The sequence below is a fragment of the Pseudarthrobacter defluvii genome (genome assembly GCF_030816725.1).
GTDB lineage: Bacteria > Actinomycetota > Actinomycetes > Actinomycetales > Micrococcaceae > Arthrobacter > Arthrobacter defluvii_A.
In genome coordinates this window covers 2,399,798-2,426,002 of the sequence record NZ_JAUSYG010000001.1, presented here as the reverse complement: position 1 = coordinate 2,426,002, position 26,205 = coordinate 2,399,798, and the positions used below count along the sequence as shown (strand labels likewise).

The following is a 26,205-nucleotide window of genomic DNA, read 5'->3' as shown; positions in this document are numbered from 1 at the left end:
CCGCCGATGGTCTTGAAGCTGCTTCCCTCAGGAAAGGTTTTCGCTAGAGGATCGGTTACCGGGCGCTGCTGAGCGCCGTAGTGGTCATGGGGCTTGGGCGGTCACCGAAACTTGTCCAAGCCACAATTACTGCAACCACGATAATCACCAGCACTAGAGCAGCGATAAGAGTTCCGCGAGGCTTCATACACGCAGACTAACCGGCGTCGCAGCATATCGGGCGTGGTTTGGGCAGAATATGGCAGCGTCCGGTAAAGGATCCCTTTGCGGGCTGCTCAGCTCATGCGCCAAATAGCGCCGCCAGAACGCCGCCACTTATCGCCGAAAGTCACATGCAGGACGTCGTGCCACTTCGATGAGTCATCGAGCCGGGGATTCTCGATTCGATGCCTTCTCGGAATCCTTCATTTGTGAGAGCACCGCAACTCCGACTCTTCATGGTGCTCCCGCTCTCATCGTTGTGTGCTTAAGCGCCGAGGTGGCGGCGGGGACGGACGTCAAATCTCGACGCTGGACGTCTTACGGCGTCGCCGGACGCGACGGGACTCTATGAGCGAACAGCGACGTCCGCGGCAAATGCGATCTCGATGCTGTCCATGATGAGCCGCAGCCCGAACTGGAACTCGTTCCCGTAGGCGTAACCCGGCTGCAGGATGTGTTTGACCGCCATCGGGGCGAGATGCGGGAATGCATTGGACATCATCTGTTGCTGGCCCATGATGGTATCGCTTGGCGCGCCGATGTCCCCAGACTCATCGAGTAGGAGGGAGGCCTCCTGCAGCGCGAAATTTCTTACCGGGGGACCCGGACACGGCACAGCACCGTCATCGAAAGGGCAAGCCCGGCGAAGACCCTAACACAACCGCCTAAGCCGGAACGTCCGGGTGGCAGGAGAACCAACCTGCCACCCCGGCGCGGACTTAGCTAGGCCAGGTGCCAGTCGTATTCAATGACGTACTTGGCGCCGCGTTCTTCGATGTCGAGAGTCTGTAGCGTGCCGACGACTGGATGATTGCCGAGATCCTCCGCAGCGGGTACCTCCAAAATGATCGTGCGTGGAGTGAATACCTCGTTGTCCAGCCCCTCCCTTATGGTATCGATGATGCCGTCGAAGGCCGCGCCGGCGAGAGCGCCGACAGCGGCGCCGATCGCGGTGCCAATTCCGGGGAGCATGATCACACTGCCGATCGCTCCTCCGGCAATTCCTCCGACGGTAGCCGCGACAGCAGTGACGGCCGCCTGCCTGACTTCTCCGCCGACCTGCTCGTACAGCCTATTGAACGCCTTGGCCAAGTCTTCGCTATCCTCCTCGACGATGAGCCACGTGACGCTGAATGTACGTGGCCGGCTGGCGGGCCGGTTGAGGTTGAACTCAACCAGTACGTAGGGATTTTGCTGCCACGGGCCGCGGACCTCGTCGTCCGAGACGTCTCCGATCCTCCCGCTTTGGATTACGTCAATGGAAGGCTTGCCGTCAGGCCCGACGACCGCTGCCGCTGAGTCCGTGCTGATCGCACTCAGGTATACCTCGTCACTGGCGCCCTGTAGAAAATTGTCCGTCGATTCGATCTCACTAAACCCGCGAAGACGAAGCTGCAGCCGATTCCACTTCCACGTCCAAAAGGTGCTCCAGATGTGGTGGTCGTAGCCGATCACGAACAGGTCCAGATTCCCCGGTGCACGGGATACCGCCGCGACCTGCTGCTGTTCCCCGAAGACCGCTTGGCCTGGCAGGGGGAACCAGTCCGCGTTCCAGCCGCCGCCCTCGGTCCAGAAGGTGCTCCAGATGTGGTGGTCGTAGCCGATCACGAACAGGTCCAGATTCCCCGGTGCACGGGATACCGCCGCGACCTGCTGCTGTTCACCGAAGACCGCTTGGCCTGGCAGGGGGAACCAGTCCGCGTTCCAGCCGCCGCCCTCGGTCCAGAAGGTGCTCCAGATGTGGTGGTCGTAGCCGATCACGAACAGGTCCAGATTCCCCGGTGCACGGGATACCGCTGCGACCTGCTGCTGTTCCCCGAAGACCGCTTGGCCTGGCAGGGGGAACCAGTCCGCGTTCCAGCCGCCGCCCTCGGTCCAGAAGGTGCTCCAGATGTGGTGGTCGTAGCCGATCACGAACAGGTCCAGATTCCCCGGTGCACGGGGTACCGCCGCGACCTGCTGCTGTTCCCCGAAGACCGCTTGGCCTGGCAGGGGGAACCAGTCCGCGTTCCAGCCGCCGCCCTCGGTCCAGAAGGTGCTCCAGATGTGGTGGTCGTAGCCGATCACGAACAGGTCCAGATTCCCCGGTGCACGGGATACCGCTGCGACCTGCTGCTGTTCACCGAAGACCGCTTGGCCTGGCAGGGGGAACCAGTCCGCGTTCCAGCCGCCGCCCTCGGTCCAGAAGGTGCTCCAGATGTGGTGGTCGTAGCCGATCACGAACAGGTCCAGATTCCCCGGTGCACGGGATACCGCCGCGACCTGCTGCTGTTCCCCGAAGACCGCTTGGCCTGGCAGGGGGAACCAGTCCGCGTTCCAGCCGCCGCCCTCGGTCCAGAAGGTGCTCCAGATGTGGTGGTCGTAGCCGATCACGAACAGGTCCAGATTCCCCGGTGCCCGGGAAAGAGCCGCGACCTGCTGCTGTTCCCCGAAGACCGCTTGGCCTGGCAGGGGGAACCAGTCCCCGTTCCAATCACTCATGACATACCTCCGTGAACCCAATTCAAGCCCGATTGGGGGGCGGTCTGGACGGGGGCGGCCAGGCTCCCGGACAGGGCGGCGGCGAGGGCAGGGGCAAGGCGTAGCACAACGGTCCGTTTGGTGCGTTTCATGGGTTTCTCGTTTCATTGCAAAGCGGTCAGATCGGGAGGCGCCATCCTCATGAAAGGAAGCGAGTTCCTGCGGTTACGGGACGAGCCCTGACAGCGGCCGCCAGTGACGGCCGCTCACGTTGAGCCTTTGAATCAAACGCCCCGCGAGCCTGCTTTCCATCTCCTGCGCCGACGTCAGTCCGTCGCCGTTCAGCAGGTCCAGTACGAAGCGGGCCATATGCACGCGTCCGGCCACGAGCGTGCGCAGTTCCTCAGAGTCGGTCTCGGCCAGGCGCTGAGTGGCTACCGCCGACAGCCCCGTGAAGAGGGCCATGGATGCGGCATGGCCGCGACGCACATAATCACACCAATCTCTTGTGGATGAAACCCAATTCTTCTAAAGCGGGAGTGGCCGGTGGGCGGTACCTAGGCATTGCTCTTTATTCGTTAATCCGCGAAACTTCGATCACAGTCATCATTCGCCCGCACCGCCTGTCTTGCCTAGTAAATAAGCGACAGGCTGTGCGACCACGGGGGAGGTGTAGCCGCGATGCACCTAGTGCAGTCTGCCCCCGCCCCGCCGGTGCTACGGCCGTTCGTTCGCGCGTTCGCTCAGCGCACCGTAACCGGAGTCGTTGAGGTCCAGCCGATGCCGGCCTTTTTGGAGACTGTCATCAACTTCGAGTTCGCCGGCCCCCTAATCCTGGGTTCGGCCGCGGCGGGTTTTCAGCCCGGCCGCCCGCTTGGGCTCATGGGCCCCCACACGCAGGCCGGCAACAGCCTCAGATTCGAGGGAAGCATCGATTCGTTCGCCATTTTTCTGCAGCCGGCGGCGCTGTGGACTCTCTTCCGGGTGCCGACCAGGGCGGTGATGGAAACGGATTACGACGCGGAGGATGTGCTCGGAGCGCCCATAGTGGAACTCTGGCACATTCTGGCCGAACTGCCTGGCTTCGCCGAGCGGACAAGGGCTGCAGCGAAATTCATCTATCGTGCTGCGGCATTGGGTCACGGGGAGACGCCCACCACAGCGGCAGCGTCATGGCTGGCACGGCACGGCGGGCAGATCGCCATCCCCGACTTGGCTATGCACATGAACGTCAGCGTGCGGCAGCTGGAGCGATCCTTCCTGCGCGAGATGGGGATGCAGCCCAAGCGTTTCGCTCGAGTTGCCCGCTTCCAAGCTGCCCTCGACGCGCGGGTAGGAAGACCCGACCGGTCGTGGCTCGACATAGCAGCTGAGTGCGGATACCACGATCAGATGCACCTCGTCCACGACTTTCAAGCGTTCAGCGGCCTGTCACCGACGTTCACCATCGAACGTCTCGGCGATTCCCGCCCGTCAGCACTGGCAGCCTCCCACAGCCGGGACCAGGAGTAGTCAACTCAGCTCAAGGGCACGACCACCGGTGGCAACGTGCATATTCATAGCGGCCGCGCCACGAATACGCGGCTGAGGGCCACTACCGACCTGGAATCCGATCACTGGAGACGCCTCGCGCCCACACGGAAACAAGAACGCTGCGAGCCAGATCGACCAGGCGGACGGGATTGCAGTGCAGACGACTTCTGACACGCACTGCAGGCGACTTCTGAAAATGACAGCAGATGCGGAGCGCGTCTCTGCCGCCGTCTCACAAAGACTAGCTTGATAAGACCTGACCCCAACCCCGGAAAACCGGGTATTTAGGGGCCAGAAGTGTCTCACCAAACCTGTCTCACCGCAGCGTCTCACAAAGTCTCGAGGCTTTTTGACACACCCCAGCACTAGCATGTGCGCATGGGACTGCTACTGGGATACGTGAGGGTGTCAACGACCGACCAGCACGGCGCCGCACAGCGGGACGCGCTGCTCGAAGCCGGCGTCGAGGAGAAGTACATCTACTTCGATCAGCTCTCGGGCGCGAAGGCGGCCAAGGAGCGGCCCGGCCTGTCCGCGCTGCTGGCGTTCGCCCGCGAAGGGGACACGGTGATCGTCTACAGGATTGACCGACTCGGCCGGTCCCTGATTGACGTCCTTAATACTGTCGCCGAGATGCAGGAGCGCGGCATCGGGCTGCGTTCCCTGGTCGACGGGATCGACCCGAGTACAGCTTCGGGTCGCCTCCAGCTCGGCCTCTTTGCCACGCTGGCTGAATACGAGCGGGAACTCATCAACGAGCGGGTGCGGGCCGAGGTCATGGCGGCCAAAGCCCGCGGGGTGAAGTTCGGCCAGCAGCCGGTGGACGAAACCACGGTCGAGGACAAGATCGAGACAGCGCGCCGACTGCTCTCCGAGGGCAAGACTGCAGACCGGGCCGCCAAGACGGTCGGCTGGTCCAGGGCCACCCTGTACCGCTACCTGAAGATGTACGGCACCGAGCCGCCGACGCCGAACGAAACGGAGCTGGCAGTCGGCCCAGGGAAGTCCGGCTACGCGAAGAAGAAGCGGGTGCCCGCCCGCAGGTAGGCCTACGCATCTGCACTCCCGCCTGGATGCATGTCGTCTAAAACGTCGCGCTGCTGTCGAATGCCTGAGCGGTTCTCCCATTTAGGTCCCCGCAGCGCCGGTCTTGTACCCCTCGACTGATCCGGAACACAAAAGCTGCGACACGGCCCCTTCACGGAGAAACCGCAATATGATGGCGACAAATCTGCGACTGGCATGAGTCCGTGGAAGGCTTCAAGGGGGATCAGATGGCAGAACAGGTGTTCAAACTTGGCTTCGGAAACGGAAGCCTCATCGACAACGGCGATGGTACGGCCTCCTACAGGAACATCACACCGGAGTTCCTTGTGGCGATAGCGGACATCACGGGATTCTCTTACACCAGGGACGCCGACTATCACCTGACGCTGAAACTTCTTGGTCACGGCACAGAATTGGCGTCGGCACGTGTGGGCAAGTCCACTGCCAGGAAAATCGAAGAATGGTTCCGGGCCCACCCTGATTTCGGGCAGCGCGACCACGATGTTCCTGATGCGGCGCCGGCGTTGTTAGACCCAAGGCTGATTGCGGACGAACTGACCAAGCTGGCAGGACTTCGAGATGCCGGCGTGCTGACCGATACCGAGTTCGCGACGCAAAAGGCGCGTCTTCTGGGCTGAGCGGCCCCGACCGACTGATACGCCAGTGGCAAAGTAACAGTCAGGGAGCGGCAGGGCGTGCAAGGCTGCCGCGAGGCCGGTACGAATGGGGGTGGGTGAAGGGGGTGCCGGTACCCGCGGACATGGGCGTTGCTTGTGCCGAGAGTCCAACTACTCCGGCTGAGTTTCCCGCCGGACTTCGTGCGGGCTTCTGGGATCCGGTGGAATGACGACACTCACCTTCAGGAGGGCTTCGACTATGGCGTCGACAATATCGATGAGACTGCCGTCGCGTGACGCGGTGAGGGAAAATGAGCGGCGGCCATGTCCGGATAAGATCACGAAGGGCAGTTTGTCCCGCCCTGCCGTGTAAGGAGTAGCAACTTGTGTGAACCGTGGTCGTCCGCAGACTGCAATTTAGCCAGACTCAAGGACAGGCGCATGTGTGCCAAACGCCGTGTGACCGTTGACGGAGTCGCATACGCACAAGGGATAAGTACGTGGCAAGGCTAAATCTGAAAGCCATCGAAGAGCGCGTCGCGCCGCTCGCCGGCGGTCAGACGTACGACCGCGAGTTCATTTTCGATTTGCTCCTCGCCTACGGAAAGCCTCAGAGCAGCGTCACTCGCCTGCGCACCGGCGATCTGAACGTCGCAGCCAACCCTGCGACCGAGGTCGCGCAGAAGAAGGTCGTCTACTTCAAGGAGACGACAGGGGACCCCCTCGAGGTCTTGGAGGAGCTGAAGTCGTCTCCTGACGTCGTGCGCTTCAGCACGCGCTTCGTGATAGTCACCGACTATGACGAGCTCGTGGCCATGGACACCAAGACGGGAGAGACAATCGGGTTCCCGATCAGGGACATCGACCAGCACTTCACCTTCTTCCTGCCCTGGGCGGGGATGGAGAAGGCGCAGTACGTCGCCGAAACACATGCGGACGTCAAGGCTGCCGAACGCATGGGCAAGCTGTTCGATGAGCTGCTTCAGGCGAACCCTGATCTTCTTAAGCAACCACGTGGACGCCACGCGCTTAATCTGTTCTTCACTCGTCTGCTGTTCTGCTACTTCGCCGAAGACACGGGTATCTTTGCCGAGAGCCAGTTCACCAATGCCGTCGGGTCCCACACCCAGGACGACGGCTCGGACACCGCGGACTTCCTCACAGACCTGTTCACGGCGTTGGACACAGCAGACGCCTCCGACAAGCCCAAACATCTCGCGGCGTTTCCCTACGTCAACGGCCGACTGTTCACGATGTCCGAGGAACACGTGGTGCCGATGTTCACCAAGAAGGCGCGAGAAGAGCTCATCAACGCCGGCAAACTCATATGGCGCGAGATCAACCCGGACATCTTCGGCTCGATGTTTCAGGCAATTGTCACTCCCGGAAAGCGCAGCGATCTCGGCCAGCACTACACCTCGGTGCCTAACATCCTCAAGACAATCGAGCCACTCTTCCTCAACGCCTTGAAGGACGACCTCGACGAGAGCTTCGACTCCGTGAAAAAGCTCGAAGCCTTGCTCGACCGGATCAGCGCCATCAAGGTCTTCGACCCAGCCTGTGGCTCCGGCAACTTCCTGATCATCGCTTACAAGGAACTGCGCAAGCTCGAGCACGCGATTCTGGAACGGCTGGCCGAACTGGATAATAAGCACCTCGTGCTGTTCGCCGAGTCGAGGATCAATATCGAGAACTTCTACGGGATCGAGATCGACGACTTCGCTGTCGAGGTCGCTATCCTCTCCCTCTGGATCGCCAAGCACCAGATGAACACTGAGTTCAAGGAGAAGTTCAACATCTCGATCCCGCTGATCCCGCTCAAGGAGACCGGCCAAATAAAGCAGGGTAACGCAACCCGCGTCGACTGGAACGATGTCTGTCCCAACGACGGCGAGGAGATCTATCTGATCGGCAACCCGCCGTACAAAGGGGCGAAGTATCAGACCACCGAGATGAAGGCCGACTTCCCGTTTGTATTCGGGAATCGCCCTTTCAACAAGAACCTCGATTACATTGCGCTCTGGTTCGTCAAAGGTGCCGATTACATTGCCGGGACACAAGCAGAGCTCGCATTTGTGACCACTAATTCAGTATCTCAAGGCGAACACGTCGGGTTGATGTTCCCGACTATCTTCGATAAAGGCATTGAGATCGGCTTCGCGCACACGTCCTTTAAATGGGAAAACAACGCCAAGAGGAATGCTGGCGTTACGGTCGCTGTAATCAACCTTCGAGCGGGGCGGATGGGAGAGAAGTTCATCTTCACCGATGGGCTTCAGATCGCGGCCCAGAACATAAATGGGTACCTGGTTGACGCCGCCACGATCTATGTGTCCAAATCGACGAAGCCGCGAAATGGCCTCCCGGTGATGCGCTCGGGAAGCATGCCGCTTGACGGCGGCAATCTTGTGCTAAGCCCTGCCGAAGCAGACAGCATCCGAAGCGACGCGAGCGCCGCAAAATTCGTCAAGTCATTCCTGGGTTCGGACGAGTTCATTAAGGGTAAGGATCGATATGCCTTGTGGATTTCGGATCGGGACCAGACTACAGCGCGAGCTAATGCCGACATCGCCTCGCGAATCGAGCGTGGTTGGGTCCCCAGATAGAAGTCCAGTGTTTGTGTGAGTTTCGTGTCCGAGAATGGACGCAGGAGGAAATTCACGAATCATGGCACGCAGACACACCCCTGAGCAGGTCATCGCCAAGGTCCGGCAGGGCCAGAAGATGCTCAATGACGGGCGCCCGATGGTCGAGGTAATCAAGGAGCTCCAGGTTACCGAGGCGACCTGGTATCGGTGGTTGAACCAGTACGGGTCCGAGAAGAACGCCGAGGCGTCCAAACGGACCAAGGAGCTGGAGAAAGAGAACGCCCGGCTTAAGCGGCTGCTGGCGGAGAAGGAACTGGCCATCGACATCCTGAACGAGGTGGCCAAGGGAAAATTCTGAGCCCCGAACCCCGCCGTCGTGCCGTGCGCATGGCGGTGGAGAAGTTCGGGGCGTCCGAGCGTTTCGCGTGCGCGGTGCTGGGGCAGAACCGGTCCGCGTTCCGCAAGAAGAAGCCCGATATGGGCTTTGAGGAAGCCCGGCTCCGTGCAGCCTTGCGCGCCGTCGCCGGGCAGCACCCCGCGTGGGGCTGGCGGAAGGTGCGCTGGCACCTGCTGGCTCAGCCTGAGTGGGACGGCGTGGTGCTGAACAGGAAGCGGGTGCGACGGCTCTGGCGCGATGAAGGCCTGGTCTGTAAACCCCGGGCGAGGAAGAAGCGCCGGACCGGGCCCGGCGCCGGTGAACAGAAGCGCCTAACTGCCCAGTACCCGATGCATGTGGTCAGTTTCGACTTCCAGTCCGATGTGACCTCTTGCGGACGGCACATCCGGTTCTTTAACGTCATCGACGAATACACCCGCACGGCGCTGGCGGTCATTCCGCGCCGGTCGTTCAAGGCCGCCGACGTGGTCGCTGTGTTGGAGAACATCATCGCCGAGACCGGCACCGCCCCGACCTACGTGAGGTGTGACAACGGGCCCGAATTCACCGCCGCCGCACTTGGTTGGGTCCCCAGATAGAAGTCCAGTGTTTGTGTGAGTTTCGTGTCCGAGAATGGACGCAGGAGGAAATTCACGAATCATGGCACGCAGACACACCCCTGAGCAGGTCATCGCCAAGGTCCGGCAGGGCCAGAAGATGCTCAATGACGGGCGCCCGATGGTCGAGGTAATCAAGGAGCTCCAGGTTACCGAGGCGACCTGGTATCGGTGGTTGAACCAGTACGGGTCCGAGAAGAACGCCGAGGCGTCCAAACGGACCAAGGAGCTGGAGAAAGAGAACGCCCGGCTTAAGCGGCTGCTGGCGGAGAAGGAACTGGCCATCGACATCCTGAACGAGGTGGCCAAGGGAAAATTCTGAGCCCCGAACCCCGCCGTCGTGCCGTGCGCATGGCGGTGGAGAAGTTCGGGGCGTCCGAGCGTTTCGCGTGCGCGGTGCTGGGGCAGAACCGGTCCGCGTTCCGCAAGAAGAAGCCCGATATGGGCTTTGAGGAAGCCCGGCTCCGTGCAGCCTTGCGCGCCGTCGCCGGGCAGCACCCCGCGTGGGGCTGGCGGAAGGTGCGCTGGCACCTGCTGGCTCAGCCTGAGTGGGACGGCGTGGTGCTGAACAGGAAGCGGGTGCGACGGCTCTGGCGCGATGAAGGCCTGGTCTGTAAACCCCGGGCGAGGAAGAAGCGCCGGACCGGGCCCGGCGCCGGTGAACAGAAGCGCCTAACTGCCCAGTACCCGATGCATGTGGTCAGTTTCGACTTCCAGTCCGATGTGACCTCTTGCGGACGGCACATCCGGTTCTTTAACGTCATCGACGAATACACCCGCACGGCGCTGGCGGTCATTCCGCGCCGGTCGTTCAAGGCCGCCGACGTGGTCGCTGTGTTGGAGAACATCATCGCCGAGACCGGCACCGCCCCGACCTACGTGAGGTGTGACAACGGGCCCGAATTCACCGCCGCCGCACTGATTGAGTGGTGCAACACCGCCGGCGTGGATACCGCCTTCATTGACCCGGGATCACCCTGGCAGAACGGCTTCATCGAGTCCTTCAACGCCCAGTTCAGAAGGGAACAACTCTCCGGAGAAATCATGGACACCATGGCCGAAGCCAAGTATTTGGCCGACGAATGGAAAGCTATCTACAATCATGAACGGCCCCATGGATCCCTGAACGGCATGACGCCGAAGCGCTACTGGGAAAACTGGACGCAAGAAAACCAATTAGCTATCGCATAGGCGCTGGACTGCTAACGGGGGTCCAACCAGGCTCCTCGGCAGGCAAGGTCGACGCGTTTATCAGCTTCCTCGAGGGGCCGGAGGCAACGCTCGTGTGCACTCACGCGACGCTCCGCTTCGCGTTCGAGAGGTTGGCACCGGAGTCTTTTAACGGCACGGTGCTCGCTATCGATGAGTTCCACCACGTCTCCGCGGACACCGAGTCGAGCCGGCTCGGCGCTCTCCTGCGCGACGTGATGAACGGCAGCGATGTCCACATCGTCGCGATGACGGGATCCTACTTCCGCGGGGACTCAGTCCCGGTGCTCTCGCCAGAGGACGAAGCAAAGTTCACGCCGGTCACCTTCAACTACTACGACCAGCTCAACGGATACGAGCACCTGCACTCGCTCGGCATCGGCCACCACTTCTACCAGGGCCGCTACACCGACGCGATCGGTGAAGTGCTGGACCTCGACAAGAAGACCATCGTGCACATTCCGAGCGTCAACTCAGGGGAGTCCACAAAGGACAAGCTCGAGGAAGTCGGTCGCATCATCGACGTCATCGGCCACGTCGATGGAACCGATCCGGATACCGGCATCATCCGCGTGCACCGGCAGGACACTGGAGCCATCCTCCGCGTGGCCGACCTCGTCGACGACACCGACCAGAAGAAGCGCGGCGACACGCTTCACTACCTGGCCCACGCAGCGTCCAAGGACCGCGATGCGGTCGACATCATCATCGCGCTGGGCATGGCCAAGGAGGGCTTCGACTGGCCCTTCGCCGAGCACGCTCTCACTGTCGGCTACCGAGCTTCGCTCACCGAGGTCATCCAGATCATCGGCCGGGTCACCCGTGACAGCCCCGGCAAATCCCACGCGCAGTTCACGAACCTCATCGCCGAGCCCGACGCCTCGCAGGGCGAAGTGAAGGTCTCGGTCAACAACATGCTCAAGGCCATCACCGCATCGCTCCTCATGGAGCAGGTGCTCGCGCAGAACTTCACCTTCAAGACGAAGAAGTTTGACGGCGATGATTGAGCCTCGTGGCTGGAGCACCTTCTGCACCGGGTGTTCGCCGAGGTGCGTCTGGACCTAACGCAGGTCGACCGGAAAGGACGCGACTACGACCCCTCGGAGTGGTTCGTGGTGCCGATGGAGATCATCAACAAGGCCGTCGCAATGATCATGTCCGGCGAGATCACCGACTACGTCTACGACGCTCAGCTCAAGAAGCTTATCGAACGCACATAAGCTGAGTTCGAGGTGGGGCAAGTCTCGCATGCCAGGACTCCGCCTCTGCGGCCTTTTCTCCGAAGCAAAACCGAAGTCCACTCCTGAACCTCGAGGGCCGCTGCTTCTTGAATTTCACATGGGAAGCAAAGACAACGATCGCCTCGGCATCAACAGGAGTCAAGGAATTGAGTCGCCTCGGGTTCGCGGTGCTGCCAAAGCCTCTGAAAGCCGCCAGGCGCGGCAGCACCCTGTGGTTCCGGAGCTTCAGGTACCAAGCTCTTCAGCCGCACCGCCGGCCGCATACCTCGGGAGAAGCGGTTCGTAGTGGCAGCGGATTTACTAGGACGAAAGACGGCATTACGAGCGGATCACCGATTATTCCAGGCAAGGTAAGTGCTCTGCAGACTTGCCACGGTGTACGCCATAGAGGTCAGAACGGACGACGATGACTAAAGAGTCGCGAGAAGCAGCGGGATTTGCTCCGGCTGGAATTCGCCCTGATTGAGCTCTCCCCGCCCGATGGACTCCCTAACCAAAGGGAGCATGCTCAGGGAAACCTTGCCCGTGTAAAGGAGCGGTAGGTCGTCCGGGTGTTCTTTCAAGTGGTCGGAAACGAGCTTCAGGCCTTCGAAATAGACTTTGTCCTTCACGTGAGCGCCGGGTTGCGACGTGTCTGCTATCCCCCGTTTTGAGCGAGCTGCGGTCTCAAAGGCTTGTGTGTGATCTGCATGTGCTCTCAGCTCCTTATAGACGTCAAAGAACCCGTGCTCGAGGGCGCACGACGCGGCCAAATATCGCAGAGCAAACCTCCGCGAGTCGACCGCATCGTAGAGACCACTTTTATCTTCGAGATAGGCAGCTAGCCCCTCCTCCGTGGACAAGTAGTCGCCCAGCCCAAATCCGGCGAGTCGCATCGGTTGGCGCTGGCCCGACGCCGACCGGAATACATGACAGCCAATTTCGTGCACGAGGAGACGGGTGACCATGGTGCGGCCGAACAACGACCCCCCTCTAATGCGGATCTCGCGACGCTCGCTGCTTACATCCAACATGGCGTTCATGCGGGGCTCGACGGTTATTGACCAGTCTGTAAGCGATACTGCCGACAACGCGCGACGAAAGACATCCGCTAGGCCTTTCGCGTCCAAGTTCGATTCCTCAGTAGTTGCCGCGTAGGGCGCTTCAAGTTCTGTCTCGGCCACGCCCAGAGTGGCAGCCGAAACATCGCCGAACATTGCAACGGTTCGCGTCGTGATTGCCGTCGAGTTGTGGGCGCGGCAGTCCATGAGTGTTTGAATCATGTAGTCCACTGTGGTGGCCAACAGAAGAACCCAGGGGTTGTCGAATGCAGTCATGGTGATCCGGAATTGCAGGAGTTCATCAATCGCCTGTTCCGAGACCGGCGTGAACTGGAACTCAGGATTATGACTCAACCCAGATTGATAGGCTTTCTCAACGAGCCTGCCCTCGTCTGCCAGGTTCAAAGGCACCTCGTACTGGTCGACTTTCAGCCTCGCCACTAGCTCACTGTATGTTTTAGCCAGCTGGTTGATTGAGCTGTTCACGGTGCTCCTTCGTACTTATTGACGAGGCTACATCTCGGGTGGTATTGACACTGGAAGCACTTCACTTGGCCGTCTTCAGAATCGCGTAGGTCATAAAACTGGTTGAATTTTCTCCAGTCTTTGGGTCCTCCGAGACGATCCTGCACGTTGACGGGAACGCCGCAGATTATGTCGCTGTACCTGTACTCGTGGAATGCGTGGACTGCACCCGCATTGGTGCCGCCCGCGACGTCGATGGTAACGATTGCGTCATTTTTAATGCTCTTTTTTTTGAACCCCTTGAAGTGCTCCGGATCCAAGAAGACTTCTTCAATATCTTTCGGAAATCGCGCGAAGGCGTCTCTGTTGGGGTCTGTGTAGACGATGAATGGCGTCTCTGGGCGTATGTTGCCAAATCGATGCTTCGACTCCACAGAAGATCGCACCTGCACCGGGAGATTGTTCCAAGCCCCACTATTCGGCTTTGGGATCCGCGCCCAGACGGTGAGGTTGGTGTTAAAAATCAACAAGCGGGAGAAGCTAACATATCGGATAGCGAATTGGCCGGTATCTGGATTGAAGGCCATTTTGTGGGCGAAATATAGGCTGCGTGTGTCCGGGTTGGTTAAGCGAATAAGGATAATGGCAGGAAGGAAGGCAGCCCACGAAAATCCAATTAACACCTGAGTAGCAACTAATGAACGACCCAAAGGTCCGGACGTCGTAATGTCCAAGAATCCTCCGCTCGCCTGGATTATCAGACTGAAGAAGAGAGCTTGACCGTAGTTTTGAATGGGGCTTCCGTTGTCGCGCAGAAGGTCCAGCCATTCGTAGAGGATCGCGAACAAAACGATTGGCACTGCGTAGAGACCAGCTATCCAAGCAATCAGACGACCGCGACTTTTCGTGGTTAAGAGCTTCAAAAGCCCGTCTGGCTTTTTCTTCCAGTTCGGCTCGCGCCTTCGCTCAGAGGCCGGCATTGCAACTCGGCTCTGAACGATGGCGTGGAGCGCGCATGTTTATGATGCGCATACCATCGTATGGGCTTTTCCCAACCTGGACGGCTGACATGCGTTGATCGTACGCGTTCGATTCGGTATGTGCACCACCACAGCGTGGTCCAATGAAGGTTCAGACCGGGATTAGGAGCCGAGCTCGGCATCGATGGGGCAGGGTTGGCTTGCCAAGCGACATCCTCCCACGGCTGAAAGAACTCCCCTCCCGACAGATTCTCGCCCACTTAGTTTGGGGGTGCTCCCTGGCGGCGAGGAGGTGGGGAGCAGGGCTTGGCAGGAAGATCCCGACTTAACACTGCCCCTGGTTGGATCGGTCCGTTCGGCTTCAGGAAGTACTCGATCTCCTGACACTCGGAGCTAGGCTCGATGAGGTCGTGTAAGGGGAAGTAATCCACGTACCCCCTGAAGGTGGTGCTTAACCATTCAAACCTCTGTGGGTGGTACTGCCTCTGCCTCTCCAAGTTGGCGCTTCCACTGAGAAGTGAAGTGGGATGCGTTCGAGCGTGAGATCCATTCGATCGGCGATGAGGACATTCCTTCCGCGTGTTCTCTTGGCGGTGTGAAATTCCCTGGTGTTTGGGCCGGCCAGATCATTGCGCTGCCGATTGTGTAGGGGATCCAGATACTTCTTCGTCTGCGCGGGAGTTGCCCCTGAATCGTGCGCAACGTGCCTATTGACCCGCCCCGCTGACATCAGGCTCAATCTGTGCGAGCCTAGGTGGATGCGTACGCCTATCGAGCTGATGCAAGAGCGAGTCTCGAATGAAGGGGACTGCCCCGGCTTTTGTTGACTCCGGGTCTTAGGCCGCTGTGAGCGCGGTCCGGTTGATTGTTTCATATTCGATGGGCGTGAGTTTTCCCAGCCGTCTTTGCCGTCGCCGGCGGTGGTAGGTTCTCTCGATCCAGGTTGTTATGGCCAGCCGGAGGTCCTGTCGGGTGAGCCACCGCTGACGGTCCAGGACGTTCTTTTGCAGCAGCGAGAAGAACGATTCCATTGCGGCGTTGTCGGCGCACGCACCGACCCTGCCCATCGAGCCGGTGAGCCCGTGGTGACGGAGTGATTCGACGAACCGGCGTGACCGGAATTGTGAACCGCGATCGGAGTGAACCACGGTCCCTTCCGGGCGCCGTGCCCGCACGGCGTTCTCCAGTGCGGCGACGGCCAGTGAGGACTTCATCCGCGAGTCCATCGAGTAGCCGACGATCCTTCCGGAATAGACGTCCTTGACCGCGCAGAGGTAGAGCTTGCCCTCGGCAGTGGGGTGCTCGGTGATGTCGGTCAGCCACAGCTGGTTCGCCGCTGCGGCGGTGAAGTCCCGCTCCACGAGATCGTCGTGGACCGGCGGCCCAGGTCTACGGTTCAGGCCCCGTTTCTTGGAGAACACCGACCAGATGCCGTGGTCCCTGCACAGGCGCTGGACCCTGTTCTCGCCCGCCACGATGCCCTTCTCCGGGAGTTCGTCGGCGATGAACCGGTACCCGAAGGCCGGGTCGTCGGTGTGGATGTCCAGGGCGGCGTTGACGAGGTGCGCATCGATCCAGTCCCGGTCTGTCACCGGGCTGGCCCTCCACCGGTAGTAGCCTTGCTTGCTGAATCCCAACACCCTGCAGGTCACCGCCACGGGAACACCGTCAGCGGCAAGATCCGTGACCAGCGGGTAGGTCATTTTGGGTTGATGTCCCTTGCCAGATAGGCAGCCGCCCGGCGCAGAATCTCATTCTCCTGCTCCAACAACCGGTTCCGCTTCTTCAGCTCCCGCATCTCGGCCGACTCCGCGGCCGCAGGGCCGGCCCCGGATTCCTTACGTTCGGCGATGGCAATCCAGCGCTTCAACGTCGTGACCGAGAGCCCGAAGTCCTTCGCGATCTGCGCCAGCGGCGCCTCGCCCTTGCGGGCCACATCAATAACATCCTGGCGGAACTCCGCCCCATAAGCCGTGGGCATGGTCAACATCCTTCCACGAGCACAAGCTCGCTAGGTTAAGGAGTCAACAAAACTGGGGGCAGTCCCAAGCGGTTGACGGAGATGTTGCGTACTTCAAGGCCTTGCTTCGTTATGGGGAAATGCTAACGAAGGTAGCGCTAGTCAACGCCCTGTCTCTGCTCGACAACGAGCGTGACCACCATTTCCGTTACGAGGCCGAGTACAGCCTTGTCCGGGCTACGGGTGTTGGTGCCTGGTCATATGAGCTACAGCGTTTGGTTACCGGTCCGGCGAAAACCGCCTTCAGAAAAGACGCGAGTTCACTCATGGCGCAAGTTACGCAGCGATTCAGTGTCGCCGCAGAGGAGTGGCAGGCCCATGTGTTAAGACTGCTTGAGACCACAGAACAATCATTGGGCGTACCAAGTGGCTCTATCCGAACGGAGAAATCGGCCATTATTTCCTTTTTTACCCGTTTTACGAACATCAGGAATAAGTATGACCATGGGGCCCAGGTTCTAGGACAAGTGTCGAGCGCGGTGACCCCACTGGCCGACGCCTTGTTTCTGCTGTCAAGAGAGTTACGACTTCTGAATCTCCCCTGGGTCCTAGCTCACGAGACACATACGGGGTCAGTAAGGTATCTCCCCCTTACTTCGCTTGATCGCGAATTGCCAGCAAATCTTCCTACAGGCGGACTTTTCATTTTGCATGGTGAAAAGGCGCTGCCGGTTAATCTAGTAGAGGCCTTGCCCGGCGGAACCGATGTATTTTTCGCGAACGGCCATTACAAGGACAAGGACCATACATTTGAGGCGCTGTCCTATGTTACTGGATCACATAAAAGATGCAATGGGCACGCTTACAGTGTTGAGCCTACATTACTGTCACCGAGTGAGTCGGAGGGCCTCGCTCAGTTGGACCTCCAAGGGGCCACCTGGGGGAATCTTCCTCCGCGTAAGTCCGACTACGTAGAAAGATCGGAACTTGAACATGAACTCCTCGATGAACTTTTGAATTCAGAGATTGATCCGATAATCACACTGGGCGGACCTGGCGGGATCGGTAAGACATCAACTGCTCTTCAAGTCCTGCATACTGTTGCGGAGCGTGGAGACTTCGATCTTATACTGTGGTTCAGCGCCAGGGATGTCGATCTCATGGATGCTGAAGGGGCAGTGCCCGTGAAGCCCAAGGTCTTGAGCTTCGGGGATGCAGCTGGCGCCTATGCCCAGCTTGTAAAGGAAATGGGCTATAACGTAGATGAGCCAGCGGAAGCGTTCAAAGCAGCCCTTCGCGGAAATATCGATGATCGGACTCTTTTTGTATTCGATAACTTTGAAACCATTCTCGAGCCGGCCGCGCTTTTTGCTTCACTCAAGTCCAATCTTCGTCTGCCTAATAAGCTTCTCATAACGACCCGATTCACCGATTTCAAAGGACAATACCCCATCGATATAGGGGGGATGGAATTTGATGAGTTCCAAGAATTGGTTGAAACAACCGCCAGTCGTCTAGGTATTGTGGCAACCCTAAATTCCAACCCAGCCTTTCCTCGTTCACTTCATCGTGAGACTTTTGGCCATCCGTATGTTGTGAAAATAGTGCTGGGCGATATTGCTAGAGAGGGCAAAATACCGAACAAGGTTGAGCGCGTTCTCGCCAAGAAGGAGGATATTCTTGATGCGTTGTTTCAGCGGTCATTCGAGCGTCTGAGTCTTCGAGCCCAGCGCACCTTCCTCCTGCTTTGCAGTTGGCGCAGCGTAGTTCCGCTTGCCGCATTGGATGCGGTGCAGCGGAGGAGCGCAAACCAGGAAAACCTTGACGTGGAAGCTGCCGTTGAAGAACTGCTCGTAAGCAGCATGGTGGAAGTTTTACGTCCGGAGGGCAGGGAAGATCCTCGCTGGGTGAATGTTCCCGCCGCTGCCTTCAACTTTGGAGCGAGCCGCGTCCGGCATCACGCGTTGAGCAGCGAGATATTGGCAGACAGGGAATATCTGCAGCTCCTGGGGCCGCTCAAGACCGCTGCTATTGATTCAGAAACGCTTGACTTGACTAATTTCTTCCTTCGAGTTGCTCAAGAACTAGAGAGGGGAGGTCTTCCCAAGGATCAATTGATGGAAATAGCAGTCCACCTCGGGGGGGCTGTCAACGGCGCATGGCGCACTGCAGCCAGGGCTATGAGAACGGCCGGTGAGCTCAAGGTTGCTCGCAAGTTGTTGAACTACGGGCCGAGTGACGTCGCGAGTTGGCAGGATCCAGACCTTCAACTTAGGTTTGACGTCCTTTATCAACTTTCTGATCCCACTCAGGTCATTCCTGCGGTGGAGCTACTCAGGAGACACCTGAAAAAGCGTGACTACTATGCGTACAACTTGCTCCTCCGGACGCTAAGTTCGACGTTCACAACTAAGGCAGTTCAGCCGACCCAAGGCCAACGCGAAAGACTCCTAACTGACGTGATCGTGGCCGCGCGCAGCCATCAGGAATTTGTCGAATTGAAGACATCCAAGGATCTTGCAGAGCTCGCAGGGGCCTTGGGGTATAGGACAGAGCAAAAGGCATGGCGGAGTGTATCTGAGTACAAATTGAACCCCGGGCGCTAATTCATGCAATGGCGGGCGCTGCACCGGCCGGGGAGTCCGGCCCTGCTGAAAGCAACGGGAATAGCTTCGTAAATGTGCCGTGGCCGCACAAGGCGTCCTGCGCGTCATTAGTGCGCACTGCAGGTAAGCCCGCGTTTGTCTCGGCGTCAACTGGATAGAGCCGCCTCGGGTTCACGAGCGGTTAGATACGCCAGCGTCGCATCGATCAATTCAGTCAAGTCGCCGGCTGAGGCCTGATCGAAGTCGATGTCGACAATAGCCTGAAAGCGGAGTGCTCCGTCACCGAAGAAGCCCGGGGTGACGGTCCTTCGGGTGTTCGACTTCCTGCCGTCGAGAGGGGCGCCTCTCATACCGTGGACGATGACCTTCTCCCAGTCACCCTTGACCTCAGGACGGCTCCGCTTGTCTCGGCTCAGGAGCTCCGCAAGGTCTGGCCGCACTGTCTGCAGGTGGGCATGGAGGCTCGCGAATTCGATGTCGGAATCCATGCTGATTGCCAGATCGTACGCGGCACGGCGCACTTCTTCATCCTCGACGTTGTCCGGCCGAGCGTCAAAATCCACGCCAAACCGGAGTTCGCCGCCGGGCTTTGTTTCCCACCAGCGGACCTCAGCCATGAAACAGCGGTCATTTCCCTCGCCACGAATTGGTGTCCATCCCTGGATGATGGGCAGTCCGCCTCCGCTTGTCACACCTGCCCAAGCCATTCGATCGCGCTCCTTCAACTCGTGCGCGATCTGGCGCGTCACTACACGCGCCAGGAACTTCTGGTTCAGAGCGCTCAGTGGCAGCCAGTTTTCCTCGGATCTTGCTTCGAACACCGCCGAGATCATCTGGTCCCAGGTGCGCAGCACGCCAGCGGCCTCGCTCGCCAAACGGCAGGCCAGTTCGTCTTCGGCGAACTCCCAGCGGTGGACGAGGTCGCTCAGACTGAGGAAGCTCCATCGCCCGGCGCTGTTTCTCAGCCTAAGCTTGTCCGAGGCCAAAGCGGCCAAGTAGAGGTCTGGGCGGGACGTGAGCGCCTCGTATTTCTCCTGCTGCTGATCGCTCATCAGGTGCCCAAGCTTCACCTCGACCACCGCTGAGCGTGAGCCGGAAGTCAGCAGCAGGTCAGCGTTGTTGGCTTCCCGCACCTCGCGGGAGACCTCGTCCGGCACGAAACCGACGAGTTCGGCCCAAGGCGACGCGTCACGGTCGCTTAGGAATTGAATAAGATCGGACACGCTCGTCTCTTGGGCCAGAAGACGGCCCAAGCCTCTGTTCCGGACCCAAGGTGCTTCAGATTTCCCCATAGGGATTAGCATGACCCACGCGCCGCAGGATTTGCTGGTGCGACACCCTTGGCAAGCGTGGCCCCGCATCACCAGCCGATCCAAGTGAGATCAGAGGATGTTCTATGCCCCAGACCATTCGCTCGAACCTTTCCGATTCGTAGTCGCGCAATAATCCTCGCAAACGGACGGTGAGCTAGGCCTCGTTCTTTGCCCACCACAGAAATTCCGCAGCATGCTGCTGGTGGCGGAAGCCGTCACCGAGAAGCGCACGCAGCAAATCGTTGCTCCACAGGATCAGTCGGCCTTTAGTCCAGGTGGTCGTCTCAGGGGCGGGGAGTTCGAGGCCCCAGAGAGATCGGGCGATTTCTCGTTTACCAGCCAGGCCGGTGTACATGAGGATTGTCAGGTACTCCTTGGGGTAAACGATGCAGAGGACCTTCGTGAGCAGCGATTCCTTGAAACCCTTCATCGCGTTAGGGGTAGCGTCGTTAATAAGCGCAGTAAGGCGGTCCTCCAACGCGGATGGTGAAGTGCCGCGAAGCAGATACTCGATTGTCCTGCGAACTTGTGCAGCCGCGGCGTGTGCGCCCATTTCGTTCCAAGCTTCATTAAAGACAGACATGTTTCCCGGGTTCGCGCCGACGTTGGAGTTGGCGAAGTCCTTCAGATCCTGCGGGTTCGCCTTCGACAGGCCTTCGGCGCTGAACACCTGCTGGTACTTGCTCCAGTAAGGGGCAACGTTCGGCACAGGTTCAGGTTCACGCCGTAGAAACTCAGCCTTGAGTTCATTGGCCCGTGCCAATTTCACCGGATCCACATCACCGGGCTTAGGGAACTGCTTCTTAATCTCCTCCAACGTAGGCAGCGGTCGCGTCCTCCGGGCCGCCTTACCGCGGAGCCACTCGTGTCCGCAATTTGTGCACTTGACCTTCTTCTGCGTCCCGGTCAGCCGTTCGACGAGCTCCACGTGCTCGTCTGTCTGGCATCTGGCGCACTCGAGGAGATCAATTGCCATGGGGACTTACCTTCCGGGAACGAGGAGATTTGTGGGCCACCCAAAGGCTAGCAGTGCCTACCCGCCCAGTGTGGCGGCTACGTCAACGGCCTGCCTGAAGATTTGTCTCAGTCCCTGCAGTGGACCCAGCGAGCATGGTTTCACACCGTGGTATGACTCGGCCTTGTCCTCGAATGCCCTGCGTGCCGCAGCCCATAGGGTGCGGGTGCCGCTGATGTGATGACTGCATCATTCCGGTCCCCAAAATGAAGGAACAGCCACAGGGGAGTGGCGTCAGAGGAGTACGGAGGGCTTGATAAGGCGGGCTACATCTTTGGCAGTTAGTACCAGGGGTTCGTTCAAATCTTCAGAGAAGTAAGCGTTCCAGCTTAAAAGACGACGGGTACGGCAATCGTCGTTTTCCTAGTACACGTCATAGATGCACTACCCCTGATGCCGTCGAGAATACTTGCAGCTACCCCCGCTGTTGGCGATTGATGGCAAGCCGACAACCCCGCCCGTTTTGATGCGTTTTGGGGGGACCTCGGTCAGATCTGGTTCACCCGCGTCACTGCGATGTGCCGGCTCAATTTTCGGAGGGGAATTGCGACATTGAATTGTGAGAAACTTCGGCGGCGCCATTCTTGCCGTCCGTGCCCGAAGGTTGAAGCTCAGCTGCAAGGCACGCGTGCTGCCTTTGAATCTCCTCAACCTCGGCCTCATACCGTTCTGACGCAAGTGTCAGGATGCCCGCTTCACGAAGGAGGGCAAAGTGACTGTGCAAGGAAGGCGGAGGAACATTCAGAGCGGCAGCCACGTCGTGGCAAGTTGCCGGCCCATGGGCAATCAAGAAGCGAATGATCTGGCTTCGCGTCCGATGCATCATGATGTTCGCCATGGAGACCATAACCCTGGTGATGAAAACTCACTTCTGAGGAACGTGGTGTAGACGGGTCTACAGCAGAACAATACGCCCCTGAGTGAGCCCGCGGAAGAGGTTGAAGGAACGCGTTGCACAAGAGGTAGAGCAACGGAATACTGAGCATCACGTGAAGTCTCAGAGCGGGTATCACTGTGGAGGGGAGGAGGACGATGTTCGGCGACGACGAACGCCCTTCTGGTACCGCCTTGTCTCCTCAGGCTGAGCTGGCCCGGCGCCTGAACCTGCTTCTCGACGTCGCCGTGGCAGAACGAGGGCAGCCAATTACGTTCCGCGAGGTTCACGAGAAGCTGGCGGCCAGAGGAATCAAGCTCTCCAGGGCGCGCTGGTTCTACATGAAGGACGGGACCGGGCGATTGGTGAGCGACCCCACCTTACTGCACGCATTATGCGAAATTTTCGGCGTGGATCCTGCGTATCTCTTGGACTCGGATTCTGGGGAGTTGCCCCAGCGCATCGATTCGCAGCTGGAGTTCGTCCGGTCCCTTCGGGCTGCGAGGGTGAAGACTTTTGCGACCCGAACCCTTGGGGACGTATCGCCGGAGACGCTGCGAGCTATCACGGAGTACCTGAACAAGGACATCCGCCGGCGGCCGGAGGGCGAGCGTGCAGCGGCTTCGTCACAGTCCGAACCGTCACAGCCGCCCGAGCAGTCCGGTTAATCCTTTTCGGCTACTGGTGTTCCTCCAGCAAGTACTTTAGGTGTGCGTCAAGCAGCTCCTTGATCCGGGCAGGGTTTGCGGAGTACCGAGGCGACCGTCCGTGCCTGCGCCCGGGTTCGACGTCGACCATCACCACACCCGCCTCCTCCAGCGCTGCGAGATGTTTGGCCACGCTGGGATCGCCCGCGCTGACAGCGGCGACAATGTCGCCGCGCGTTGCAGGCCCGCTGGCGGTAAGGAATCGTAGGATCTCGTTGCGCGATCTGTTGCCGAAAGTCGCGACGGCAGCCTCGACGTCGGCCGACCAAGCTGCGTCGTGCGGTTGCGTAATTCTCGGCATAGCGCCATTCTTCCCGAAGAAATCCGAAAAAGTAAGAACAGCACTCTTGACGATACTTTAAGTATCTTTGACAATAAATTCCATAGCTTCTGCTGATCGTTGTTGGATCTACGAATCCACGCACCGGAGCCGCCTGCACGGCGCCGCCCATACTCGATCTGAATATCTAAGCGGTGAAGCCATGGAAATTGAATCCGAGGCGCATCCAGTCAAGAGTCGCCCAACGGCTCCTGCCGGAGTGGATATCGCGTTGCGAGGTGCTCCTCCAGCGGGGGAGCCCGTCGTCCCAATCGACCGGATTCTGGTCGCCGTGGATGGAGTGAACCGCTACGTCATTTCCCGTCTGGGACGAATCGGACGATCCTGCGATGTTGACGACGTCATGCAGGACATCCGCGTCGCTGTCTGGGACGGAGTAGCAAAGGGAAAATACCGGGAACTTCCCGGAATTCCGTTTGAAGCCTGGGTTCAGGGGGTCTGCAACAAGATCTGTGCTGCGCACATCCGGCGAGAACTAAGTCACCGGACCTTGCCATTGCTCATAGATTTCACAACCACGGAAACCTCGCCCGAGGTTCTCGCTGTCATCGATACGGGCTCGCTTTTGGGCAGCACCGAAGGCTGTGTCGACCAGGCGTGGGCGCAGGCGATGTTGGACCTGGTCCACCGGAGCGTGACTGAGGAAACATGGAAGCTTGCTGTGTCCAGTCTTGTCGGGCCGCGCTACCATGGACCTCCTACTCCCCAGGACCGACGCCGGTGGCACGCCGTAACGGTTGTCCGGCAGACCGCCCAGACAATTAACGCGGCCTTGAACTGCCGTCCCAACCCTGAGATTGACCTTGATGACCTTTGCCAAATGGCCGCGGACTGCCTTCCCACCGCTGTGCTTCGGCGAGTTGCTGCCTCCATCGTGCGTCCCGGATTGCGGGGACCAAACCGATCCGTGCAAGTGGCCGATCTGGCGGCTGAGCTGGGCGTCACCGAGAGATACATCGCGGTGAATATCGGTTTTGCCCGGCAGCTATACCGTGCCGCTTGGCGTGTCCTCCAGCACGAAGCAAACAGACCCGCGGTGTAAGCCATGATCATCATCGGAGCTAGGCGATGAATTCTATTCGAGAGTTTGGCCGTCAAGCTTGGTTCGCAGTGGGGATCACTGCCTTGCTTGCAGGCGGCGCCCTCTTTCTGCTCTGGCCGTCTGATCACTCTGGCAGGGAGGCGGCACCGTTGACGTCGGCAACTGCGCCCGCAGTAGGGACGCCATCAGCTACGCCGCCAGTTCACGTCCAATCCTCAGCTGCTCCGATCGAAGGGAAATCATCGGCTGCCGCGACGGATGGCAGGCTGCCGAGCACAAGGGATTACCGGTCACTCGCTTTGGCGGCAGCCCAGGAAATCTACACCTGGGATAGTCGCTCGTCGTCGTATTCCGAGGTTTATGCGCGCGTGCGGTCCTGGTGGGAGCTTCTCCCTGATGGGTCCAATCCTTTGTCCGCACTGGTGCGGGAGTTCGAGGGGACTGGCGTGACAGCAGGGAGCTTCACCGTGCTGACTGAACAGTCTGCCCGGCGAAGCGGTACCGCTGAAGCCGTCCGTTGCGACCTTGAATTGGCCAAAGTCAAGGATTACCCGGTCCCCTGGGAGGGCTTTCACGTGTGCACGGTGACTGTACGGGTATTGGACGAGTCGATCGCTGGCAAGAACGCTTACGCAACGCCGGTTACTGTGATGGTTAACTGCCCGCCAGCAGTCACGGCTCCGGGTGGTCGATGCGCATTGGTTGGTTTCTATGCGACTGCGGAGCGGATCGTCTACTGATGGCCGCTTTGGCAGCCATTGCAGTCCTGGCAAGGCGACGGGCTTTGCTGAAGAGCGCGTCCGCCGTTGTCGCAGCCGCAATACTTTGCGGGCTGATGGCTTTTGTTGGCGGCGTGGCTGTGCTTGCCGGAACGACTGGAGAGCGTGTTGTTGCTTGTGCTCCGGGAAGCGACACTCGTGCAGCGACCGCGGGCGCTACCGGGGGTTTGGAAATCCGTAACGCTGGCAAGCTGCTCTACGTCTTGACGCCGCGTCAAGAGGGCGTCGCGCGGGCTTACATTTCGGTGGGCAAGCAACTTCATGTGCCGCGTTCCGGACAAATCATCGCGATCATGATGGCGCTTCAGGAATCGGGCCTTCGCATGCTTGCGAACCCGGGAGTGCCTGGTTCCCTTGACCTCCCCAATGACGGTAGCGGAACAGACCACGATTCAATCGGGTCGGCGCAACAACGCCCAGCAGCGGGGTGGGGCACTGTACCCGAGCTAATGGACGCCTCATACAATGCCCGCGCGTTCTACGGCGGACCGACAGGTCCCAACCATGGAAGCCCACGTGGACTGTTGGATGTCCCCGGGTGGCAGGCCATGGATAAGGGGCCGGCTGCACAGGCGGTCCAGGTCTCTGCTTTTCCGGAGTTGTATGCACAGTGGGAGCCGACAGCGACAGCAATTTTTGCTGTCTTGGAAACCGACACAGCTCCTGCATCTTGTTTGAGTCCTACTGCAGGAAATCAAAATGGCGGACAGGTGCGGAACCTAAGCCAGCTGCGCCAGGACATCTTGCGGTTCACACAGGAGGGACTCGGCGGCAAATATGTCTGGGGCGGCACGGCCTTCAAGGCTTGGGACTGCTCTGGGTATGTTCAGTGGATCTACAGGCAGGCCGGCATCGAGTTGCCAAGAGTAGAGCAGTGGCGGGTAGGCGCGCGAACCGATAACCCGCAGCCGGGTGATCTGGTGGTTCAGAATCCGCAAGGCCCCGATAATTGGGGCCACGTCGGCATTTATGCCGGGGACGGAATGATGTGGAGTGCCCTCAACCCGGCGGTAGGAACGTTGCTGCATCCAGTCAGTTGGAACTCAGGCACGGCCTACTACAACTTGTTAGAGCGCTGAATACCTCTAACCTCTTCCGCCGACGCCCGCCGGAGCCCGTGTCCTACAACGTCTTGACGTGACATCGTACGCTTAGCCACTTGTGGGACATAGACGCGAGGCAAATGACGGGGCGG

Annotated in this window: 21 protein-coding genes and 1 pseudogene; 12 read left to right on the top strand and 10 right to left on the bottom strand. The window is 59.5% G+C overall.

Translation table 11 applies throughout. The annotated features are described in order from the left end of the window. Window positions 1–547: 547 nt before the first annotated feature. The 3 genes from QF031_RS11425 to QF031_RS11415 form a co-directional block, all read right to left on the bottom strand. Window positions 548–718, bottom strand: a complete 171-nt coding sequence (locus QF031_RS11425; protein WP_307427907.1) for a hypothetical protein — start codon at window positions 716–718, stop codon at window positions 548–550. Between the two features lie 206 nt (window positions 719–924). Beyond that, window positions 925–2,682 carry a hypothetical protein gene (locus QF031_RS11420; RefSeq protein ID WP_307427905.1) on the bottom strand — a complete coding sequence of 586 codons (1,758 nt, stop codon included), beginning with the start codon at window positions 2,680–2,682 and terminating at the stop codon, window positions 925–927. 204 nt (window positions 2,683–2,886) lie between these two features. Continuing rightward, window positions 2,887–3,126 (bottom strand): hypothetical protein, encoded by a 240-nt coding sequence (locus QF031_RS11415; RefSeq protein WP_307427903.1) that lies wholly within the window; start codon window positions 3,124–3,126, stop codon window positions 2,887–2,889. 315 nt (window positions 3,127–3,441) lie between these two features. Here QF031_RS11415 and QF031_RS11410 point away from each other — a divergent pair, with 315 nt between their 5' ends. The 8 genes and pseudogenes from QF031_RS11410 (at window position 3,442) to QF031_RS11375 (ending at window position 11,868) form a co-directional block, all read left to right on the top strand. Then, on the top strand, window positions 3,442–4,173 hold the full coding sequence (locus QF031_RS11410) for an AraC family transcriptional regulator (protein WP_307427900.1): 732 nt from the start codon (window positions 3,442–3,444) through the stop codon (window positions 4,171–4,173). 399 nt (window positions 4,174–4,572) lie between these two features. After that, entirely contained in the window at window positions 4,573–5,241 is a 669-nt protein-coding gene (locus tag QF031_RS11405; RefSeq protein WP_307427898.1) for a recombinase family protein, read from the top strand. Between the two features lie 203 nt (window positions 5,242–5,444). Beyond that, window positions 5,445–5,879 (top strand): SHOCT domain-containing protein, encoded by a 435-nt coding sequence (locus tag QF031_RS11400; protein ID WP_307427896.1) that lies wholly within the window; start codon window positions 5,445–5,447, stop codon window positions 5,877–5,879. 479 nt (window positions 5,880–6,358) lie between these two features. Next, a complete protein-coding gene (locus tag QF031_RS11395) occupies window positions 6,359–8,464 on the top strand; it encodes a DNA methyltransferase (protein ID WP_307427894.1) in 2,106 nt (701 codons plus the stop codon). Window positions 8,465–8,525: 61 nt separating this feature from the next. Beyond that, window positions 8,526–9,403 (top strand): annotated as a pseudogene (locus tag QF031_RS11390) (IS3 family transposase); the annotation flags it as partial. A gap of 79 nt (window positions 9,404–9,482) precedes the next feature. Further along, window positions 9,483–10,630, top strand: a protein-coding gene (locus QF031_RS11385; RefSeq protein WP_307422438.1) for an IS3 family transposase whose coding sequence is annotated in 2 segments (ribosomal slippage) — window positions 9,483–9,756 and window positions 9,756–10,630 — 1,149 coding nt in all. Because the reading frame shifts where the segments join, the coding sequence is not laid out codon by codon here. Between the two features lie 92 nt (window positions 10,631–10,722). Further along, complete coding sequence (locus QF031_RS11380) at window positions 10,723–11,655, top strand: DEAD/DEAH box helicase (RefSeq protein ID WP_307427892.1); 933 nt, start codon at window positions 10,723–10,725, stop codon at window positions 11,653–11,655. A gap of 42 nt (window positions 11,656–11,697) precedes the next feature. Then, complete coding sequence (locus tag QF031_RS11375) at window positions 11,698–11,868, top strand: hypothetical protein (protein WP_307427890.1); 171 nt, start codon at window positions 11,698–11,700, stop codon at window positions 11,866–11,868. 431 nt (window positions 11,869–12,299) lie between these two features. Here QF031_RS11375 and QF031_RS11370 read toward each other — a convergent pair whose 3' ends face one another. The 3 genes from QF031_RS11370 to QF031_RS11360 form a co-directional block, all read right to left on the bottom strand. Next, window positions 12,300–13,415, bottom strand: coding sequence for a tyrosine/phenylalanine carboxypeptidase domain-containing protein (locus QF031_RS11370; protein ID WP_307427889.1), 1,116 nt, complete (start codon window positions 13,413–13,415; stop codon window positions 12,300–12,302). Next, window positions 13,412–14,254: a hypothetical protein gene (locus QF031_RS11365; RefSeq protein ID WP_307427887.1), complete on the bottom strand. Its 843-nt coding sequence runs from the start codon at window positions 14,252–14,254 to the stop codon at window positions 13,412–13,414. The genes QF031_RS11370 and QF031_RS11365 overlap by 4 nt, the downstream gene beginning before the upstream one ends. A gap of 956 nt (window positions 14,255–15,210) precedes the next feature. Next, a protein-coding gene (locus tag QF031_RS11360) for an IS3 family transposase (protein WP_307427455.1) occupies window positions 15,211–16,355 on the bottom strand; the annotation gives its coding sequence in 2 pieces (ribosomal slippage) (window positions 15,211–16,079 and window positions 16,079–16,355; 1,146 coding nt in all). Window positions 16,356–16,474: 119 nt separating this feature from the next. Between QF031_RS11360 and QF031_RS11355 the strand changes: the two genes are divergently transcribed. Next, entirely contained in the window at window positions 16,475–18,940 is a 2,466-nt protein-coding gene (locus tag QF031_RS11355; protein WP_307427885.1) for a hypothetical protein, read from the top strand. A 146-nt stretch (window positions 18,941–19,086) separates the two neighbouring features. On the opposite strand, the gene QF031_RS11350 is transcribed toward QF031_RS11355, so the two are convergent. The 3 genes from QF031_RS11350 to QF031_RS11340 form a co-directional block, all read right to left on the bottom strand. Continuing rightward, window positions 19,087–20,163 (bottom strand): hypothetical protein, encoded by a 1,077-nt coding sequence (locus QF031_RS11350; RefSeq protein WP_307427883.1) that lies wholly within the window; start codon window positions 20,161–20,163, stop codon window positions 19,087–19,089. A gap of 244 nt (window positions 20,164–20,407) precedes the next feature. Further along, window positions 20,408–21,229 carry a hypothetical protein gene (locus QF031_RS11345; protein WP_307427882.1) on the bottom strand — a complete coding sequence of 274 codons (822 nt, stop codon included), beginning with the start codon at window positions 21,227–21,229 and terminating at the stop codon, window positions 20,408–20,410. A gap of 565 nt (window positions 21,230–21,794) precedes the next feature. Further along, entirely contained in the window at window positions 21,795–22,106 is a 312-nt protein-coding gene (locus QF031_RS11340; RefSeq protein ID WP_307427880.1) for a winged helix-turn-helix domain-containing protein, read from the bottom strand. A 194-nt stretch (window positions 22,107–22,300) separates the two neighbouring features. Here QF031_RS11340 and QF031_RS11335 point away from each other — a divergent pair, with 194 nt between their 5' ends. After that, a complete protein-coding gene (locus QF031_RS11335; RefSeq protein ID WP_307427878.1) occupies window positions 22,301–22,810 on the top strand; it encodes a hypothetical protein in 510 nt (169 codons plus the stop codon). A 10-nt stretch (window positions 22,811–22,820) separates the two neighbouring features. Here QF031_RS11335 and QF031_RS11330 read toward each other — a convergent pair whose 3' ends face one another. Continuing rightward, window positions 22,821–23,150: an ArsR/SmtB family transcription factor gene (locus QF031_RS11330; RefSeq protein WP_307427876.1), complete on the bottom strand. Its 330-nt coding sequence runs from the start codon at window positions 23,148–23,150 to the stop codon at window positions 22,821–22,823. A 181-nt stretch (window positions 23,151–23,331) separates the two neighbouring features. Here QF031_RS11330 and QF031_RS11325 point away from each other — a divergent pair, with 181 nt between their 5' ends. Together QF031_RS11325 and QF031_RS11320 are read left to right on the top strand one after the other, a co-directional pair. Further along, window positions 23,332–24,231 carry a hypothetical protein gene (locus QF031_RS11325; protein WP_307427875.1) on the top strand — a complete coding sequence of 300 codons (900 nt, stop codon included), beginning with the start codon at window positions 23,332–23,334 and terminating at the stop codon, window positions 24,229–24,231. A gap of 739 nt (window positions 24,232–24,970) precedes the next feature. Then, on the top strand, window positions 24,971–26,089 hold the full coding sequence (locus QF031_RS11320) for a C40 family peptidase (RefSeq protein ID WP_307427873.1): 1,119 nt from the start codon (window positions 24,971–24,973) through the stop codon (window positions 26,087–26,089). Window positions 26,090–26,205: the final 116 nt, after the last annotated feature.

What these genes read in the sequence shown, in the direction of transcription:
- QF031_RS11415 (WP_307427903.1), bottom strand. Translation starts at nt 3,126, where the DNA reads ATGGCCCTCTTCACGGGGCTGTCGGCGGTAGCCACTCAGCGCCTGGCC.
- QF031_RS11410 (WP_307427900.1), top strand. Translation starts at nt 3,442, where the DNA reads ATGCCGGCCTTTTTGGAGACTGTCATCAACTTCGAGTTCGCCGGCCCC.
- QF031_RS11345 (WP_307427882.1), bottom strand. Translation starts at nt 21,229, where the DNA reads ATGGCAATTGATCTCCTCGAGTGCGCCAGATGCCAGACAGACGAGCAC.
- QF031_RS11330 (WP_307427876.1), bottom strand. Translation starts at nt 23,150, where the DNA reads ATGCCGAGAATTACGCAACCGCACGACGCAGCTTGGTCGGCCGACGTC.
- QF031_RS11325 (WP_307427875.1), top strand. Translation starts at nt 23,332, where the DNA reads ATGGAAATTGAATCCGAGGCGCATCCAGTCAAGAGTCGCCCAACGGCT.
- QF031_RS11340 (WP_307427880.1), bottom strand. Translation starts at nt 22,106, where the DNA reads ATGGCGAACATCATGATGCATCGGACGCGAAGCCAGATCATTCGCTTC.
- QF031_RS11425 (WP_307427907.1), bottom strand. Translation starts at nt 718, where the DNA reads ATGGGCCAGCAACAGATGATGTCCAATGCATTCCCGCATCTCGCCCCG.
- QF031_RS11405 (WP_307427898.1), top strand. Translation starts at nt 4,573, where the DNA reads ATGGGACTGCTACTGGGATACGTGAGGGTGTCAACGACCGACCAGCAC.
- QF031_RS11420 (WP_307427905.1), bottom strand. Translation starts at nt 2,682, where the DNA reads ATGAGTGATTGGAACGGGGACTGGTTCCCCCTGCCAGGCCAAGCGGTC.
- QF031_RS11320 (WP_307427873.1), top strand. Translation starts at nt 24,971, where the DNA reads ATGGCCGCTTTGGCAGCCATTGCAGTCCTGGCAAGGCGACGGGCTTTG.
- QF031_RS11355 (WP_307427885.1), top strand. Translation starts at nt 16,475, where the DNA reads ATGCTAACGAAGGTAGCGCTAGTCAACGCCCTGTCTCTGCTCGACAAC.
- QF031_RS11335 (WP_307427878.1), top strand. Translation starts at nt 22,301, where the DNA reads ATGTTCGGCGACGACGAACGCCCTTCTGGTACCGCCTTGTCTCCTCAG.